The organism is Ralstonia mannitolilytica, from assembly GCF_000954135.1.
GTDB lineage: Bacteria > Pseudomonadota > Gammaproteobacteria > Burkholderiales > Burkholderiaceae > Ralstonia > Ralstonia mannitolilytica.
This window is the reverse complement of sequence record NZ_CP010799.1, coordinates 45,217-58,905: the sequence shown is the minus strand read 5'-3', so window position 1 is coordinate 58,905 and position 13,689 is coordinate 45,217. Positions and strand designations below refer to the sequence as shown.

Annotated in this window: 14 protein-coding genes, 1 tRNA gene and 2 pseudogenes; 13 read left to right on the top strand and 4 right to left on the bottom strand. The window is 63.3% G+C overall.

The annotated features are described in order from the left end of the window. Positions 1-32: 32 nt before the first annotated feature. Positions 33-1,238, bottom strand: coding sequence for a Do family serine endopeptidase (locus tag TK49_RS00295; RefSeq protein WP_045784980.1), 1,206 nt, complete (start codon positions 1,236-1,238; stop codon positions 33-35). Positions 1,239-1,257: 19 nt separating this feature from the next. On the opposite strand from TK49_RS00295, the gene TK49_RS00290 reads away from it, so the two are divergent. Further along, positions 1,258-2,004 carry a Nif3-like dinuclear metal center hexameric protein gene (locus TK49_RS00290; RefSeq protein ID WP_045784979.1) on the top strand — a complete coding sequence of 249 codons (747 nt, stop codon included), beginning with the start codon at positions 1,258-1,260 and terminating at the stop codon, positions 2,002-2,004. Between the two features lie 15 nt (positions 2,005-2,019). Here the strand turns inward: TK49_RS00290 and mscL are convergent, their stop codons facing one another. Then, a complete protein-coding gene (mscL, locus tag TK49_RS00285; RefSeq protein WP_045784978.1) occupies positions 2,020-2,448 on the bottom strand; it encodes a large conductance mechanosensitive channel protein MscL in 429 nt (142 codons plus the stop codon). A 245-nt stretch (positions 2,449-2,693) separates the two neighbouring features. Here mscL and petA point away from each other — a divergent pair, with 245 nt between their 5' ends. The 6 genes from petA (at position 2,694) to TK49_RS00255 (ending at position 6,914) form a co-directional block, all read left to right on the top strand. Next, a complete protein-coding gene (gene petA / locus TK49_RS00280; RefSeq protein WP_045784977.1) occupies positions 2,694-3,302 on the top strand; it encodes a ubiquinol-cytochrome c reductase iron-sulfur subunit in 609 nt (202 codons plus the stop codon). Then, positions 3,302-4,705 (top strand): cytochrome b, encoded by a 1,404-nt coding sequence (locus TK49_RS00275; RefSeq protein WP_045787675.1) that lies wholly within the window; start codon positions 3,302-3,304, stop codon positions 4,703-4,705. Before petA ends, TK49_RS00275 begins: the two co-directional genes overlap by 1 nt. 38 nt (positions 4,706-4,743) lie before the next feature. Next, positions 4,744-5,490: a cytochrome c1 gene (locus TK49_RS00270; protein WP_045784976.1), complete on the top strand. Its 747-nt coding sequence runs from the start codon at positions 4,744-4,746 to the stop codon at positions 5,488-5,490. 149 nt (positions 5,491-5,639) lie between these two features. Continuing rightward, the gene (locus TK49_RS00265; protein ID WP_004634649.1) at positions 5,640-6,251 is read left to right on the top strand and encodes a glutathione S-transferase N-terminal domain-containing protein; all 612 of its coding nucleotides are present in this window, start codon (positions 5,640-5,642) and stop codon (positions 6,249-6,251) included. A 63-nt stretch (positions 6,252-6,314) separates the two neighbouring features. Beyond that, complete coding sequence (locus TK49_RS00260) at positions 6,315-6,809, top strand: ClpXP protease specificity-enhancing factor (RefSeq protein ID WP_045787674.1); 495 nt, start codon at positions 6,315-6,317, stop codon at positions 6,807-6,809. Between the two features lie 29 nt (positions 6,810-6,838). Beyond that, a tRNA-Thr gene (locus tag TK49_RS00255) sits at positions 6,839-6,914 on the top strand. A 98-nt stretch (positions 6,915-7,012) separates the two neighbouring features. On the opposite strand, the gene TK49_RS00250 is transcribed toward TK49_RS00255, so the two are convergent. Together TK49_RS00250 and TK49_RS00245 are read right to left on the bottom strand one after the other, a co-directional pair. Beyond that, positions 7,013-7,465 (bottom strand): Rid family hydrolase, encoded by a 453-nt coding sequence (locus TK49_RS00250; protein ID WP_045784975.1) that lies wholly within the window; start codon positions 7,463-7,465, stop codon positions 7,013-7,015. Positions 7,466-7,568: 103 nt separating this feature from the next. Continuing rightward, on the bottom strand, positions 7,569-8,078 hold the full coding sequence (locus TK49_RS00245) for a DinB family protein (protein ID WP_045784974.1): 510 nt from the start codon (positions 8,076-8,078) through the stop codon (positions 7,569-7,571). 98 nt (positions 8,079-8,176) lie between these two features. On the opposite strand from TK49_RS00245, the gene TK49_RS00240 reads away from it, so the two are divergent. The 6 genes and pseudogenes from TK49_RS00240 to cyoB all read left to right on the top strand — a co-directional run bounded on the left by TK49_RS00240 (position 8,177) and on the right by cyoB (position 13,686). Continuing rightward, complete coding sequence (locus TK49_RS00240) at positions 8,177-8,800, top strand: TetR/AcrR family transcriptional regulator (protein WP_045784973.1); 624 nt, start codon at positions 8,177-8,179, stop codon at positions 8,798-8,800. A gap of 686 nt (positions 8,801-9,486) precedes the next feature. Then, positions 9,487-9,693 (top strand): hypothetical protein, encoded by a 207-nt coding sequence (locus TK49_RS00235; RefSeq protein ID WP_045784972.1) that lies wholly within the window; start codon positions 9,487-9,489, stop codon positions 9,691-9,693. 30 nt (positions 9,694-9,723) lie between these two features. After that, positions 9,724-9,913, top strand: a pseudogene (locus TK49_RS25180) (divalent metal cation transporter); the annotation flags it as partial. Further along, a pseudogene (locus tag TK49_RS24875) lies at positions 9,901-10,159 on the top strand (divalent metal cation transporter); the annotation flags it as partial. The pseudogenes TK49_RS25180 and TK49_RS24875, both read left to right, overlap by 13 nt. Positions 10,160-10,734: 575 nt before the next feature. Further along, on the top strand, positions 10,735-11,697 hold the full coding sequence (cyoA, locus tag TK49_RS00230; RefSeq protein WP_099050666.1) for a ubiquinol oxidase subunit II: 963 nt from the start codon (positions 10,735-10,737) through the stop codon (positions 11,695-11,697). Positions 11,698-11,706: 9 nt separating this feature from the next. Then, positions 11,707-13,686, top strand: a complete 1,980-nt coding sequence (cyoB, locus tag TK49_RS00225; protein WP_045784970.1) for a cytochrome o ubiquinol oxidase subunit I — start codon at positions 11,707-11,709, stop codon at positions 13,684-13,686. Positions 13,687-13,689 lie beyond the last annotated feature (3 nt).

Here is a 13,689-nt window from a genome sequence, read left to right as displayed (position 1 = left end):
CCGGCCGCCGTCTGCTGTTGAGGCTGCAACGCTTACTGTTCGTCGTCCGGCGTGGGCATCGGCACGTTGCGCCGTGCCGGCGGCGGACGCTTGCCGACGATGATCGTCAGCTCCACGGGTCTGCCTTTGCGCGACACCGTCACTTTGGCCTCGGCTCCGGGCTTGAGCTGCGCAATGCTGTTGAGCAGCGCCGTCGTATCGAGGATCGACTCACCATTGACGCTGGTGAGAATGTCACCCGGACGCAGCCCGGCCCGATCTGCTGGCCCACCCTGGACCACCGCGGCGATCAGCGCGCCATCCTTGCGCGACAGGCCGAACGATTCGGCAATCTCCGGCGTCACATCCTGCGGCTCGACGCCAATCCAGCCGCGCACCACGCTGCCGGTCGAAATGATCGACTCCATCACTTGCTTGGCGAGCGACACCGGAATCGCAAAGCCAATGCCCAGCGAGCCGCCCGAACGCGAGTAGATCGCCGTATTGATGCCGACGAGGTTGCCTTCCGCGTCCACCAGCGCGCCGCCAGAGTTGCCGGGGTTGATGGCCGCATCGGTCTGGATGAAGTTCTCGAACGTGTTGATGCCGAGGTGGCTGCGGCCCAGCGCCGAGACGATCCCCATCGTCACCGTCTGGCCCACGCCGAACGGGTTGCCGATGGCGAGTACCACGTCGCCCACGCGCACGTTCTCGAGTCGGCCGAGCGTGATGGCGGGCAGGTCGGGCAGGTTGATCTTGAGGACGGCCAGATCCGTTTCCGGGTCAGAGCCCACCACCTTGGCGTTGCTCTTGCGGCCATCGGTAAGGGCGACTTCGATCTCGTCGGCGCCGTCCACGACGTGGTGGTTCGTTAGAATGTAGCCTTCCGAGCTGACGATCACGCCGGAGCCGAGGCTGGCCGTGGGCTCCTGGCGCTGCTCCGGCGCACGGTCCCCGAAGAAGAAGCGGAACCACGGATCCGCGCTGGCCTGCGGGTTACTGCGCTTGGGCGCATTCTTGCTGCTGAAGATGTTGACCACCGCAGGCATCGCCACCTTGGCGGCCTCCGCGTAGGAGTTGCTCGAGGTGCCGCCATGGCCGATCGGCGCAACTTCCTTGAGCGCGACGATGGGCGAGCCGGATTGCACCGCCACCCTGCCGCGCTGCAGCCACTCGGGCTTGAGCGTGGCGATCACAAACCAGATGGCCAGGACGACCGTGACGGCTTGCGCAAAAAACAGCCAAAAGCGGCGCAACATAGGGCGAAATTGAGTCGAAATGGATCGAAAAGAACTTGAATTGTACTTGAACGACCTGTTGCAGGCGGCCCGTTTTCGGGACTATTGCCCCAATGGTCTGCAGGTGCAAGGGCGCGAAACCGTGATGCACATCGTGACCGGGGTGACGGCCAGCCTGGCCTTGGTGGAAGCCGCCATCGACGCGCACGCCGATGCCATCCTCGTGCATCACGGCTATTTCTGGAAGGGCGAAGACGCCCGGATCGTCGGCCAAAAGCACGCGCGTCTCAAGGCGCTCCTTGCGCACGGCGTGAACCTCTTTGCCTACCATTTGCCGCTCGACGCGCATCCCGAGCTCGGCAACAACGCGCAGCTCGGCGCGCTGCTCGGCATCGAGCCTAAAGGCCGGTTCGGCGATGACGAGCTCGGCTGGATTGGCGAGCTGCCGCAGCCGACCACGCTGGCCGCGTTTGCAGAGACGATTTCGGCGCGGCTGGAGCGTGCGCCGCTGGTGATTGGCGATCTGGACCGCCCCGTGCGCACGGTCGGCTGGTGCACTGGGGGCGCGCAAGGCTGGTTCGATGCGGCCGTGGCGGCCGGCGTGGACGTCTATCTGAGTGGAGAGGCGTCTGAGCAGACGACGCATCTGGCGCGTGAATCGGGCGTGGCCTATATCGGGGCCGGCCATCACGCCACCGAGCGCGGCGGCGTGCGGGCGCTTGGCAACCACCTCGCCGGGCGTTTTGGCGTACGCCACACCTTCATCGACATCCCGAATCCGGTGTGATATCGCAACGCCTGTTCACGGCTTGTTCTTGAGGCTGTCGCGAATCTCGCGCAGCAGCACGATGTCTTCGGGCGTTTCGGCCGGGGCGGCCGGCGGGTTGGCGTCGATCACGCGCGTGATGGCACGTACCATCAGGAACACGATGAAGGCGAGAATCAGGAAGTTGACCGCCACGGTAATGAAGTTGCCGTAGGCAAACACCGGCACGCCGGCCTTCTTGAGGTCGGCCAACGTGTGGGGCACGCCTGCGGGCGCGTCGGCAAGCGCAATGAACAGGTTCGAGAAATCCAGCTTGCCGACGATGCGGCCCACCAACGGCATGATCAGGTCATTGACCAGCGAATCGACAATCTTGCCGAACGCGGCGCCAATGATGACGCCAACCGCCAGGTCGATCACGTTGCCGCGCATGGCGAATTTTTTGAAATCTTGCATCAGTGCCATCGGTTTTCTCCGGATTGTTTGATTCGAGACAAACGGTCAAGCTGCGGATCGGTTGACCTGAATTGTTGAAAACGGGGTTGCAATCCGCGTGCCGAAGCCTTGTCAGTGCTGGGTTGGCGGGCCATCGGCGCATTCACTATATCTGCAACCGCCGCCCCCCGCGACCGCTATCGTCGGCGACGTACGCTCGGGTATAATTTTCGGTTGACGCGAATCCATCTTGATTTCTCACCCTGGGGTCTTGAATGAGTGACCAGCAAAACGTGGACAAGGGTCGCCGCAATCTTTTGATTGCGACGTCCGTGGCTGGTGGTGTGGGAGGGGTAGCGGTTGCGGCCCCTTTCGTTTGCACATTCGCACCATCTGAAAAAGCCCGCGCAGCGGGCGCGCCCGTAGAGGCCGATGTAAGCGACCTGGCTCCTGGCCAGATGAAGGTGGTGGAATGGCGCGGCAAACCGGTCTGGCTGCTCAAGCGCACGCCCGAGATGCTGGAATCGCTCAAGAAGACCGACTCCGAAGTCGCCGATCCGAAGTCCGACGTGCCTTTCACCATGAAGACACCGGACTACTGCAAGAATGAAACGCGCTCGCGTGCCGAACATAAGGACCTGCTGGTCGTGGTCGGCATCTGCTCCCATCTGGGTTGCTCGCCCTCTGGCCCGTTTCCGGCCAGCTCCAATCCGCAGCTTGGCGCCGATCCGGGCTTCGTCTGCCCGTGTCACGGCTCGACGTTCGATCTTGCTGGCCGCGTGTTCAAGAACAAGCCCGCACCGCAGAACCTCGACGTGCCGCCGTACATGTTCCTGTCCGACACGAAGCTGGTGATCGGCAAAGACGAGAAAGGGGAGGCTTGATCATGGCCGAGAAGAAGGTGGAGACAACCGGGCTGCTGGGCTGGATCGACGCTCGCTTCCCGCTGACCGAGACATGGAAGGCGCATCTGTCGGAGTACTACGCGCCGAAGAATTTCAACTTCTGGTATTTCTTTGGTTCACTGGCGCTGCTGGTGCTGGTGATCCAGATCGTCACGGGCATCTTCCTGGTGATGAACTACAAGCCGGACGGCACGCTCAACGCTGCCGGCATTCCCGTCGCCTATGCGAGCGTCGAGTTCATCATGCGCGAGGTGCCGTGGGGCTGGCTGGTGCGCTACATGCACTCGACCGGCGCTTCGGCGTTCTTCATTGTTGTGTATCTGCACATGTTCCGCGGCATGCTGTACGGCTCGTACCGCAAGCCGCGCGAGCTGGTCTGGATCTTCGGCTGCCTGATCTTCCTGTGCCTGATGGCCGAAGCCTTCATGGGCTATCTGCTGCCGTGGGGCCAGATGTCGTACTGGGGCGCGCAGGTCATCGTGAACCTGTTCTCTGCCATTCCGCTGATCGGCCCGGACCTGTCGCTGTGGATCCGTGGTGACTACGTGGTGTCGGACGCGACGCTGAATCGATTCTTCTCGTTCCACGTCATCGCGGTGCCCCTGGTGCTGCTGGGCCTGGTGGTGGCGCACATCATCGCGCTGCACGAAGTGGGCTCGAACAACCCGGACGGCGTCGAGATCAAGGCCAAGAAGGACGAGCGTGGCATCCCGCTCGATGGCATTCCGTTCCACCCGTATTACTCGGTGCACGACATCGTCGGCGTTGCGGTGTTCCTGTTCATCTTCAGCGCGATCGTGTTCTTCGCGCCGGAAATGGGTGGCTACTTCCTGGAAGCCAACAACTTCATCCCGGCAGACTCGCTGAAGACGCCGCCGCACATCGCGCCGGTCTGGTACTTCACGCCGTTCTACTCGATGCTGCGCGCGACCACGTCGGACTTCCTGCCGTGGCTGTGGGCGTTCATCGCGATCATGCTGGGGCTGCTGTTCGTGCGCTCGAGGAGCTTCAAGGTCAAGGGCGTGGCCGTGGCTGTGGCCGTGATCCTGGCGCTTGGTTTTGCCTTCATCGACGCGAAGTTCTGGGGCGTCGTGGTCATGGGCGGCTCGGTGGTGATCTTCTTCTTCCTGCCCTGGCTGGACCAGTCGCCGGTCAAGTCGATCCGCTATCGCCCGGCCTTCCACAAGACGCTGCTGATCGTCTTCGTGATCGCCTTTGCGGTGCTGGGCTACCTGGGTATCCAGCCGCCGAGCCCGATCGGTTCGATCGTCTCGCAGATCGGCACCATTGTGTACTTCGCATTCTTCCTCGCGATGCCGATCTGGAGCCGGATCGGGACGTTCAAGCCAGTGCCTGAGCGCGTCACGTTCACGCCGCACTGATTCGAGCCCGCGCACAAGGACCCATGAAGGACACAAGAATGAAAAAGCTGCTTGCGATTTTCGCCTTGGCCGGTCTCGTGTTTGCCGCGCCCGTGATGGCCAATGAGGGTGGCGTGCCGCTCGATACGGCGCCCAACCAGTCCAGCGATGCGTCTGCGCTGCAGCGCGGCGCCAAGCTGTTCGTCAACTACTGCCTGAACTGCCACGGCGCCAGCGCCATGCGCTACAACCGCCTGCGTGACCTCGGCCTCACGGAAGAGCAGATCAAGCAGAACCTGCTGTTCACGTCCGACAAGATCGGTGACACGATGCACATTGCCATGGACCGGGACGACGCCAAGAAGTGGTTCGGCGCCGTTCCGCCCGACCTGTCGGTGATCGCCCGTGCACGCGGCAGCGACTGGCTCTACACCTACCTGCGCACGTTCTACCGCGACGACACGCGGCCGACCGGCTGGAACAACCTGGTCTTCGACAAGGTCGGCATGCCGCATGTGCTGTGGGAGCTGCAAGGCCAGCGCGTGCCGAAGTACGAGACGGTCAAGTCCGAGCACGGCGGCGAGCCCGAGCACAAGCTGGTCGGCTTCGACCAGGTCACGCCCGGCAAGATGAGCAACGTCGAATATGACCAGGCCGTCGCCGATCTCGTCACGTATCTGGACTGGATGGCTGAGCCCGCCGGTAACCTGCGCAAGCGCCTCGGCGTGTGGGTGCTGTTGTTCATCGGCGTGTTCTTCGTGCTCGCCTGGCGCCTGAATGCGGCCTATTGGAAGGACATCAAGTAAAATCGCTGTTTTCCGGGCAAGGGCTAGGCCGGTGAAACACTGGTCCTAGCCCTTTGCCTTTTCGCTTTTGTGCCGTGGCGATGCTGTTTGTCGCCGCGGTTGTACCGTCATCGGGCCGCCCCCGGCCCATGCGCCAAGGAACTACAACCATGATGGTCTTGTACTCGGGCACCACCTGCCCGTTCTCGCAGCGTTGCCGCCTCGTCCTGTTTGAAAAGGGCATGGATTTCGAGATCCGCGACGTCGATCTCTTCAACAAGCCGGAAGACATCGCGGTAATGAACCCGTACGGCCAGGTGCCTATCCTGGTTGAGCGCGACCTGATCCTGTACGAGTCGAACATCATCAACGAGTACATCGACGAGCGCTTCCCGCACCCGCAGCTGATGCCGGCCGACCCGGTGCAGCGTGCCCGCGCCCGCCTGTTCCTGTTCAACTTCGAGAAGGAACTGTTCACGCACGTCTCCGTGCTCGAGAACGAAAAGGGCAAGGCCGCCGAAAAGAACCACGAGAAGGCCCGTGCCGCCATCCGCGACCGCCTGACGCAACTCGCGCCCATCTTCCTGAAGAACAAGTACATGCTGGGTGAAGAGTTCTCGATGCTGGACGTGGCGATTGCGCCGCTGCTGTGGCGTCTCGACCACTACGGCATCGAAGTCTCGAAGAACGCCGCGCCGCTGATGAAATACGCCGAGCGCATCTTCAGCCGTCCGGCGTATATTGAAGCGCTGACGCCGTCGGAAAAGGTCATGCGCCGCTGATTGCCGCCGGGGTTGCCGGCCGCGCGGGTGTGCGGCCGCAGCTGCGTTGGTCACCATTTCATCATGCCGGAAACTTCCACCAAGCCCTATCTGATCCGCGCCATCTATGAATGGTGCACGGACAACGGCTTCACGCCATACATCGCGGTCTTCGTCGACAACAACACCAACGTGCCGCGCGAGTTCGTCAAGAATGACGAGATCGTGCTGAACGTCAGCTTCGACGCGACCAGCCAGCTCGACATGGGGAACGAGTGGATCACGTTCCACGCGCGCTTTTCGGGCGTGTCGCGCAAGATCGAGGTGCCGGTCGAGAACGTGCTGGCCGTTTATGCGCGCGAGAACGGGCAGGGCATGGCCTTCCCGGTCGAGCGCAGCAATCCTGTGACGCAGGCTGCGACCGAGCGCGAGAACAATCCGCCGCCCAAGCTGGCTGCTGTGGATGCTGAGTCCGCTCTTCCGCCGGCCCCCGCAGAAGCGGACGGCGGCCCGGACGACGAACCGCCGCCCAACGTACCGCGCATCGGCGGCAAGCCCGCGCTGAAAGTCGTCAAGTAGCACGGGTTGCTGTAGAATCGCCGTTCTTTGCCGGCTTAGCTCATCTGGTAGAGCAGTTGATTTGTAATCATCAGGTGGCGGGTTCGAGTCCTGCAGCCGGCACCAATACCGAAGCGGCTTCCCACTGGGAAGCCGCTTGTCTTTGGCGCTCGCCCATCCAGATCGCACATTCGGAATTGCACGGCGACAGTCCGCCGATCGGACTACTTCGGCTCCGTCAACGGCGCGTAAGCGACCGCCTTGATCTCCACCAGACCGCCTTCGGGGTTCAGTTCGGCAACGCCCAATTCCACTGCCACAGGGTACGGGGCCGGGAAAAATTCGTCCCGCACACGCGCAATGGCTGCGAGCTGCCCGGCCTTGTCCAGCGCAAGACGCGGGCTGCCGAGCACGTGGAACATCTGCAGCTCGATCACGTCGACCATCCGTGCCTGGCAGGCCGCCAGCAGCCCTTCGATCTGGCGGAAGACCTGACGCAGTTCGGCCTCGAAGGCGGTGGCGTCCATGGGCGTCGTTTCACGATTGCACGCGACGATGCCCGACAGGTAGACGAAATCGCCGACACGTCTTGCGGGCGCGTAGTGGAACTGTGCGACATCGGCTTCCAGCTCGGGCGGGATGACGACTTCTCCGGTTTCGGTAGGGATGTGGTGCATGGCCTTCGGGGTAGAGGGTGGAAGCGGATTGTGTCCGATCCCCCCGGGGCTTGCATGGCACCACCACGCGTAGGGCTTCCACGCGCCGTGCATGCGGATCGTCTCAGCTGACCGCGAATGGCGCAGCCGAGGCGGTGTCTTCAAGAAAGTCCGTCATTGCATCCCGGCTTGGCGTCAGGCCCCTTAGCTGCAGGAGCGCGCCGGCGTTGCCGCGATGGTAGGTGCCGTGCAGGCACACGTGCAGCAGGATCTCGCCGCGACGCATGCGCGCCGGCTTGCCGCTGGTGAAGGTGAATTCAAGCGGCTCGTCGAGCTTGGCCTGCGTCACGGTCTGCGCATAAGACACATACCAGTCGTCGACTTGCTGCGCGTGCTGGGCCAGCGTGCTGAGTTCTGGAAGCTTCTCGGATCTGGGCGCAGCGAATGGATGCGGCAGTCCCTGCAGATGGTGCTGGAAGATGCGGTCCACTGTGTGGACGTGATCGAGGACGCGCAGCATGAGCGTCGCGTCTTCATGGCTCAGCTGATCGAACTGCCGGCACACGGCGTCATACAGACCGCGGTCGGCCCATTGCTTGATGGCGAGCAGTTGCGTGTAGGGTGGGTGAGACATGAGGTGGCTCCTTGTCTTGCACGGTTGGCGAGCAACTCGCGCCATGCATAATATGAGCGATGACTCGTGTTTCATACCCGCATTCGACGCCCAGGAAAATGGCTCGCAAGCCGCTGACCCAACCCCGCAAACAAGCCGCGCAGGCGCGATCGCGCGCCACGGTGGATGCGTTGATCGAAGCCACCGCTCGCATTCTCGTGAAAGAGGGGTTCGATAAGGCGAGCACGAACCGGATTGCGGCCAAGGCCGGCGTGAGCGTGGGATCGCTGTACCAGTATTTTCCGAGCAAGGAGGCGCTCGTGGTGGCGGTGATGGAGCGGCACAGCAGCGAACTCATGGCGCTGACGCGTGATGCGCTCGCTGACGCTGCCACGCTCCCGGTGGCGCAGGCGGTGCGCAGGCTGGTGACCACTGCCGTTCACGCGCATGGCGTCGATCCCAAATTGCACCGCGTGCTCGCCGAGCAGATACCGCGCACCGGGCGGCTTGCGAACACCGAGCGCTTCAACGCCGAGATCTACAACATGTTCTTCGCGTACCTGGAGGCCCATCGCGATGAGCTGCGTCCGCTCGATCTCGAGCTTGCCGCGTTCGTGTGCGTGACCTCCATCGAGGCGCTCACGCACAACGCTGTCCTGCACCACGCCGAGCGCTTTGCCGAAGCGCGCTTCGCGCCGCTGATCGACGAGGCGACGCGGCTCATCGTTGGGTATCTGCAGTAGCGGCCACCAAGGGCTTGCCGGTCCCCGCGACACTTTGTTGCTCTGCGCCCCGTCACAGCTACGGAGTGGTCTCCATGGACAGTTGTTCCAGTCGATCTTCGATCGCCATTGAACGGCTAAGCATTCCAGGCGTGTTGGCTGTCCTTCCCGCCACTGCCTAGCCGCGTTGCACGGCAGGTGGTGGCTCTTGCGTGGGTTCTCTGCGCAAGCGTCTCCCTGAATCGAGTGTTGGTGTCCGGCACCGTATGCGTGGCCGCGTGCGTTTGCGCGCGCCATCGGCAAGCCGGCGGCCGGCGTCTGCCTGCGTCCACGTCGCACGCGGACGAGAGGCCTCATGCGTTCTACCGCTCGCCATCGATCAGGGCGCTGGCGGGCTGCCCTGATCTTCAGCGTATCGGGGCCCTGGCTACGGCCGCGATCGCGGCGTCGTCAACCGCGTGGGCATGCGCGCCCCCACCGGACTCCAAGACCTACGGAGGGCCCACATGGACAGTCCGAGTCGACCCTATCCGAACGCATTTTCCTCAAGGCGAGTCCGCTGCACGGTTGTTCCTTGCTGTTGACTTGCGGCCCGGCAAGGCGGCGGTGTCTCCCATCGCTCCTTGAATGTCTGAACACGCCGCGCGCAGCCGTGGCGATGGCGGCAGGCCGCGCCCACATGGCGGGCGTGCCGCAAGGAGTGCACCATGCGCAAATTCAACATCCCCGCCCGTCGTTTTTCGGCGATCGCACTGCCGTTCAGCTCGCCGTTCGTGCAGGCCCGGGCCGGTGCGCCCCAGCGTGCCGGTGCCGTGCCCGGGCCATCGACCCGCCGCGCCGGCGATGGCGGCCCAGCGCTCGCGAACCACGGTTACGTCGCGGCGGCCATTCGCCTGTCGCGCACGTACTGGTAACGCCAACAACGCGCACCAATTGGGGTCGATATGACGCAATTCGCTTCGGGCATCGGCGCGCCGCGTCATGCCGCACGCGACGACGCCCATGTGGGTGACATTCGGGGCGCGCTCGGCACCTGACGCGCGCTGGCGGACGTTGCTCGCCATCGTCGGGCCGGGCCTGGTCGTGATGGTCGGAGACAACGACGCCGGCGCCTTCGGCAGGTATTCGCGATCGCGTTGCCGGACGCCAGCATCATCGGCGCATGCGCGGTGTCGCTTTCGACCGCATATGCGATGGGCGATGTGTTTGCCGTGCGGCACTCGCTGCATCGCAGGCCGGCATGCTGCTGCCGAGCGCGACGGTGTTCCTGCTGCTGTTGTGCAACGACAAGGCCGTGCTGGGCCTGCGGAAGAACACCCGTGGATGAACCTCTTCGCTGGCTGCGTGGTGGCGGTGGTGCCGGTGATGCTGTCGGTGCTCTCCCGCCTCTTGCGGCCTGTCGTGGCCTGCGCGCCACTGTGGCCGATTGTCGCAGTGCAACAACATGCACTTTCGATTGGCTTACCCGCAAAGCCGCGTAAACCCTAGGCGGACGACGCAGCCGTCACTTGTCAATCGGCTCGCATTTCTATTTGCCTGAGCAAATTGCGCGATCCGAAGCGCCGTCTGGCGGTAAGATCGCGCCCGCATTCCACTCCATACCGCGCTCCCCCAACGAGCGCCTGACGTAGTGCCTGCTCCCATCTCAACCGCCCCCGATGTGTCGTACGCCGCTTTGTGCGACGCGGCGGCGCTCGGCCTCGCGCGTGCCCGGCATGAGCGAAGTCCGCCCCGTCGACGGGGCGCGCTGGGTTCAGCTTCTCCCTGACCGGCGCCAGATGTGATCGAAGATCCGCTGCCGCACCAGCCGATTCCGAAGTGCCGGCAGCACGGTCTTTTCTCATTTCCCGCGTTTTTCCGCCTGTGGCTGCAGTCTGGGCTGCTGGGCTCTCGTGATGTTGGTGCGCATCGCCGGCGCAATTGTGCAAGACATGAAGAATACACTCGTTCCACATATGAAGCGGCTCCTCGCCGCAAGCCTTCCGCTCCTGCTGGCGGGCTGCAACCTGACGGTCCTGGACCCGAAGGGGATGATCGCCGCCGAAGAAAAGACGCTGATCCTGGTGGCGACCGGCCTGATGCTGCTGGTGGTCATTCCCGTGATCGTGCTGACGCTGGTGTTTGCGTGGAAGTACCGCGCCACCAATACGAAGGCCCGTTACGAGCCGGACTGGTCGCACTCCAACGCCATCGAAGCCGTGGTGTGGCTGATCCCGTGCCTGATCATCGTTGTCCTGGGCTGGATCACGTACAAGTCCACGCACGCGCTCGATCCGTACAAGCCGATCGAATCGGATGTGAAGCCCATCACGGTCGAGGCCGTCTCGCTCGACTGGAAGTGGCTGTTCATCTATCCGGAGCTGAAGATCGCGACGGTCAACCAGCTCGCGTTCCCGGCCAACACCCCGATCAACTTCAAGATCACGTCCGACACGGTGATGAACGCGTTCTTCATCCCGCAACTCGGCAGCCAGGTGTACGCCATGGCGGGCATGCAGACCAAGCTGCACCTGATCGCCAACGAGACCGGTGTGTTTGACGGCATGTCGTCGAACTACAGCGGCTCCGGCTTCACGGGCATGAAGTTCAAGGCCACGGCCATGACCAACGAAGAATTCGACGCCTGGGTCAAGCAGGTCCGCGCGTCGTCGCAGAGCCTGACCAAGGAAGGCTACGCAGCGCTGGCCAAGCCGAGCGAGAAGGTGCCGCCGGCGATGTACGCCTCGGTGGACCCGACGCTGTACCACAGCATTCTGCACAAATACATGGGCGACTCGGACAAGGTCCTGACGCTCGACGAGGCGCTGGGCAATGGCGCCTGCACCGTGGAAACGGCCGAGACGATTGCGACGCCGGCCCCGGTGCAGTCGGCCCTGCCGGCGCCCGCCGCTGCCAACGCAGTGCGCAAGAATTCCTAGGAGTTGACGATGTTTGGCAAGTTGAGTCTGGAGGCCATTCCGCTGCACGAGCCCATCGTGGTCGTGACGGTGTCGGCCATTCTGCTGGGTGGGGCAGGGCTGGTGGGCCTGATCACCTATCTCAAGAAGTGGTCGTATCTCTGGAATGAGTGGATCACCTCGGTCGACCACAAGAAGATCGGCGTGATGTACTGCATTCTGGCCATCGTGATGCTGCTGCGCGGCTTTGCCGACGCCATCATGATGCGCTCGCAACTGGCAGTCGCCTCGGGCGGCGGTGCCGGCTATCTGCCGCCTGAGCACTACGACCAGATCTTTACCGCGCACGGCGTGATCATGATTTTCTTCATGGCCATGCCGCTGATGACGGGCCTGATCAACCTGATCGTGCCGCTGCAGATCGGCGCGCGCGACGTGGCCTTCCCGTTCCTGAACACGCTGTCGTTCTGGCTGGCGGCTGCCGGTGTGGTGCTGATCAACGTGTCGCTGGGCGTGGGCGAATTCGCCCGCACCGGCTGGCTGGCGTACCCACCGCTGTCGGAGCTGGCTTACAGCCCCGGCGTGGGGGTCGACTACTACATCTGGGCGTTGCAGATATCTGGCCTCGGGACATTGCTGACCGGCGTGAACTTCGTCGCGACCATCTTCAAGATGCGCGCGCCGGGCATGACGCTGATGCGCATGCCGATCTTCACCTGGACCTCGCTGTGCTCGATGATCCTGGTCGTGGCCGCCTTCCCGGTGCTGACCGTGGCGCTGGCGCTGCTGGGCGCCGACCGCTACCTCGACATGCACTTCTTCACGAACGAACTGGGCGGCAACGCCATGCTGTACGTGAACCTGATCTGGATCTGGGGCCACCCCGAGGTGTACATCCTGATCCTCCCGGCGTTCGGCATGTTCTCGGAAATCGTCTCGACGTTCTCGCGCAAGAAGCTGTTCGGCTACACGTCGATGGTGTGGGCAACCGCCGGCATCACCGTGCTGTCGTTCCTGGTGTGGCTGCACCACTTCTTCACCATGGGCTCGGGTGCGAACGTCAACGCGTTCTTCGGCATCGCGACGATGATCATCTCGATCCCGACGGGCGTGAAGATCTTCAATTGGCTGTTCACGATGTACCGCGGCCGCGTCGAGCTGAACTCGATGATGCTGTGGACGATCGGCTTCATGATCACCTTCGTGATCGGCGGCATGACCGGCGTGCTGCTGGCCGTGCCGGGCGCCGACTTCCTGCTGCACAACAGCCTGTTCCTGATCGCCCACTTCCACAACACCATCATCGGTGGCGTGGTGTTCGGCTACCTGGCTGGTATCACCTACTGGTTCCCGAAGGCCTTCGGCTTCAAGCTGGACGAGAAGTGGGGCAAGCGCGCCTTCTGGTGCTGGTTCGTGGGCTTCTACACGGCGTTCATGCCGCTGTATGTGCTGGGCTTCATGGGCATGACGCGCCGTCTGAACCATACCGACAACCCGGCATGGCAGCCGTGGCTGATCGTCGCCGTGATCGGCGCCGCCATCATCGCCTGTGGTATCGCTTCGCAGCTGATCCAGATCTTCGTCAGTATCCGCAACCGCCACGCACTGGCGGATGTGACCGGCGACCCGTGGGGCGGCCGTACGCTGGAATGGGCGACGTCGTCGCCGCCGGCGCACTACAACTTCCCGGTGCTGCCCGTCGTGCGCGACATCGACGCCTTCGCCGACATGAAGGCGCGCGGTGAAGTACCGACGCAGGCCGCGGCCAGCTACGAGAAGATCCACATGCCGAAGAACACCGGCGCCGGGTTCTTCATCGGCATGTTCTCGGTGGTGATGGGCTTCGCGCTGATCTGGCACATCTGGTGGATGGCCGTGCTTGGCCTGGCCGGCATGATCGTCAGCTTCATCCTCCGCAGCAACAACGACGACATCGATTACTACGTGCCCGCTCACGAGGTCCACGAGACCGAGTCGGCCTACTTCCAACGTATCGGATCGCAGGCGTAAACC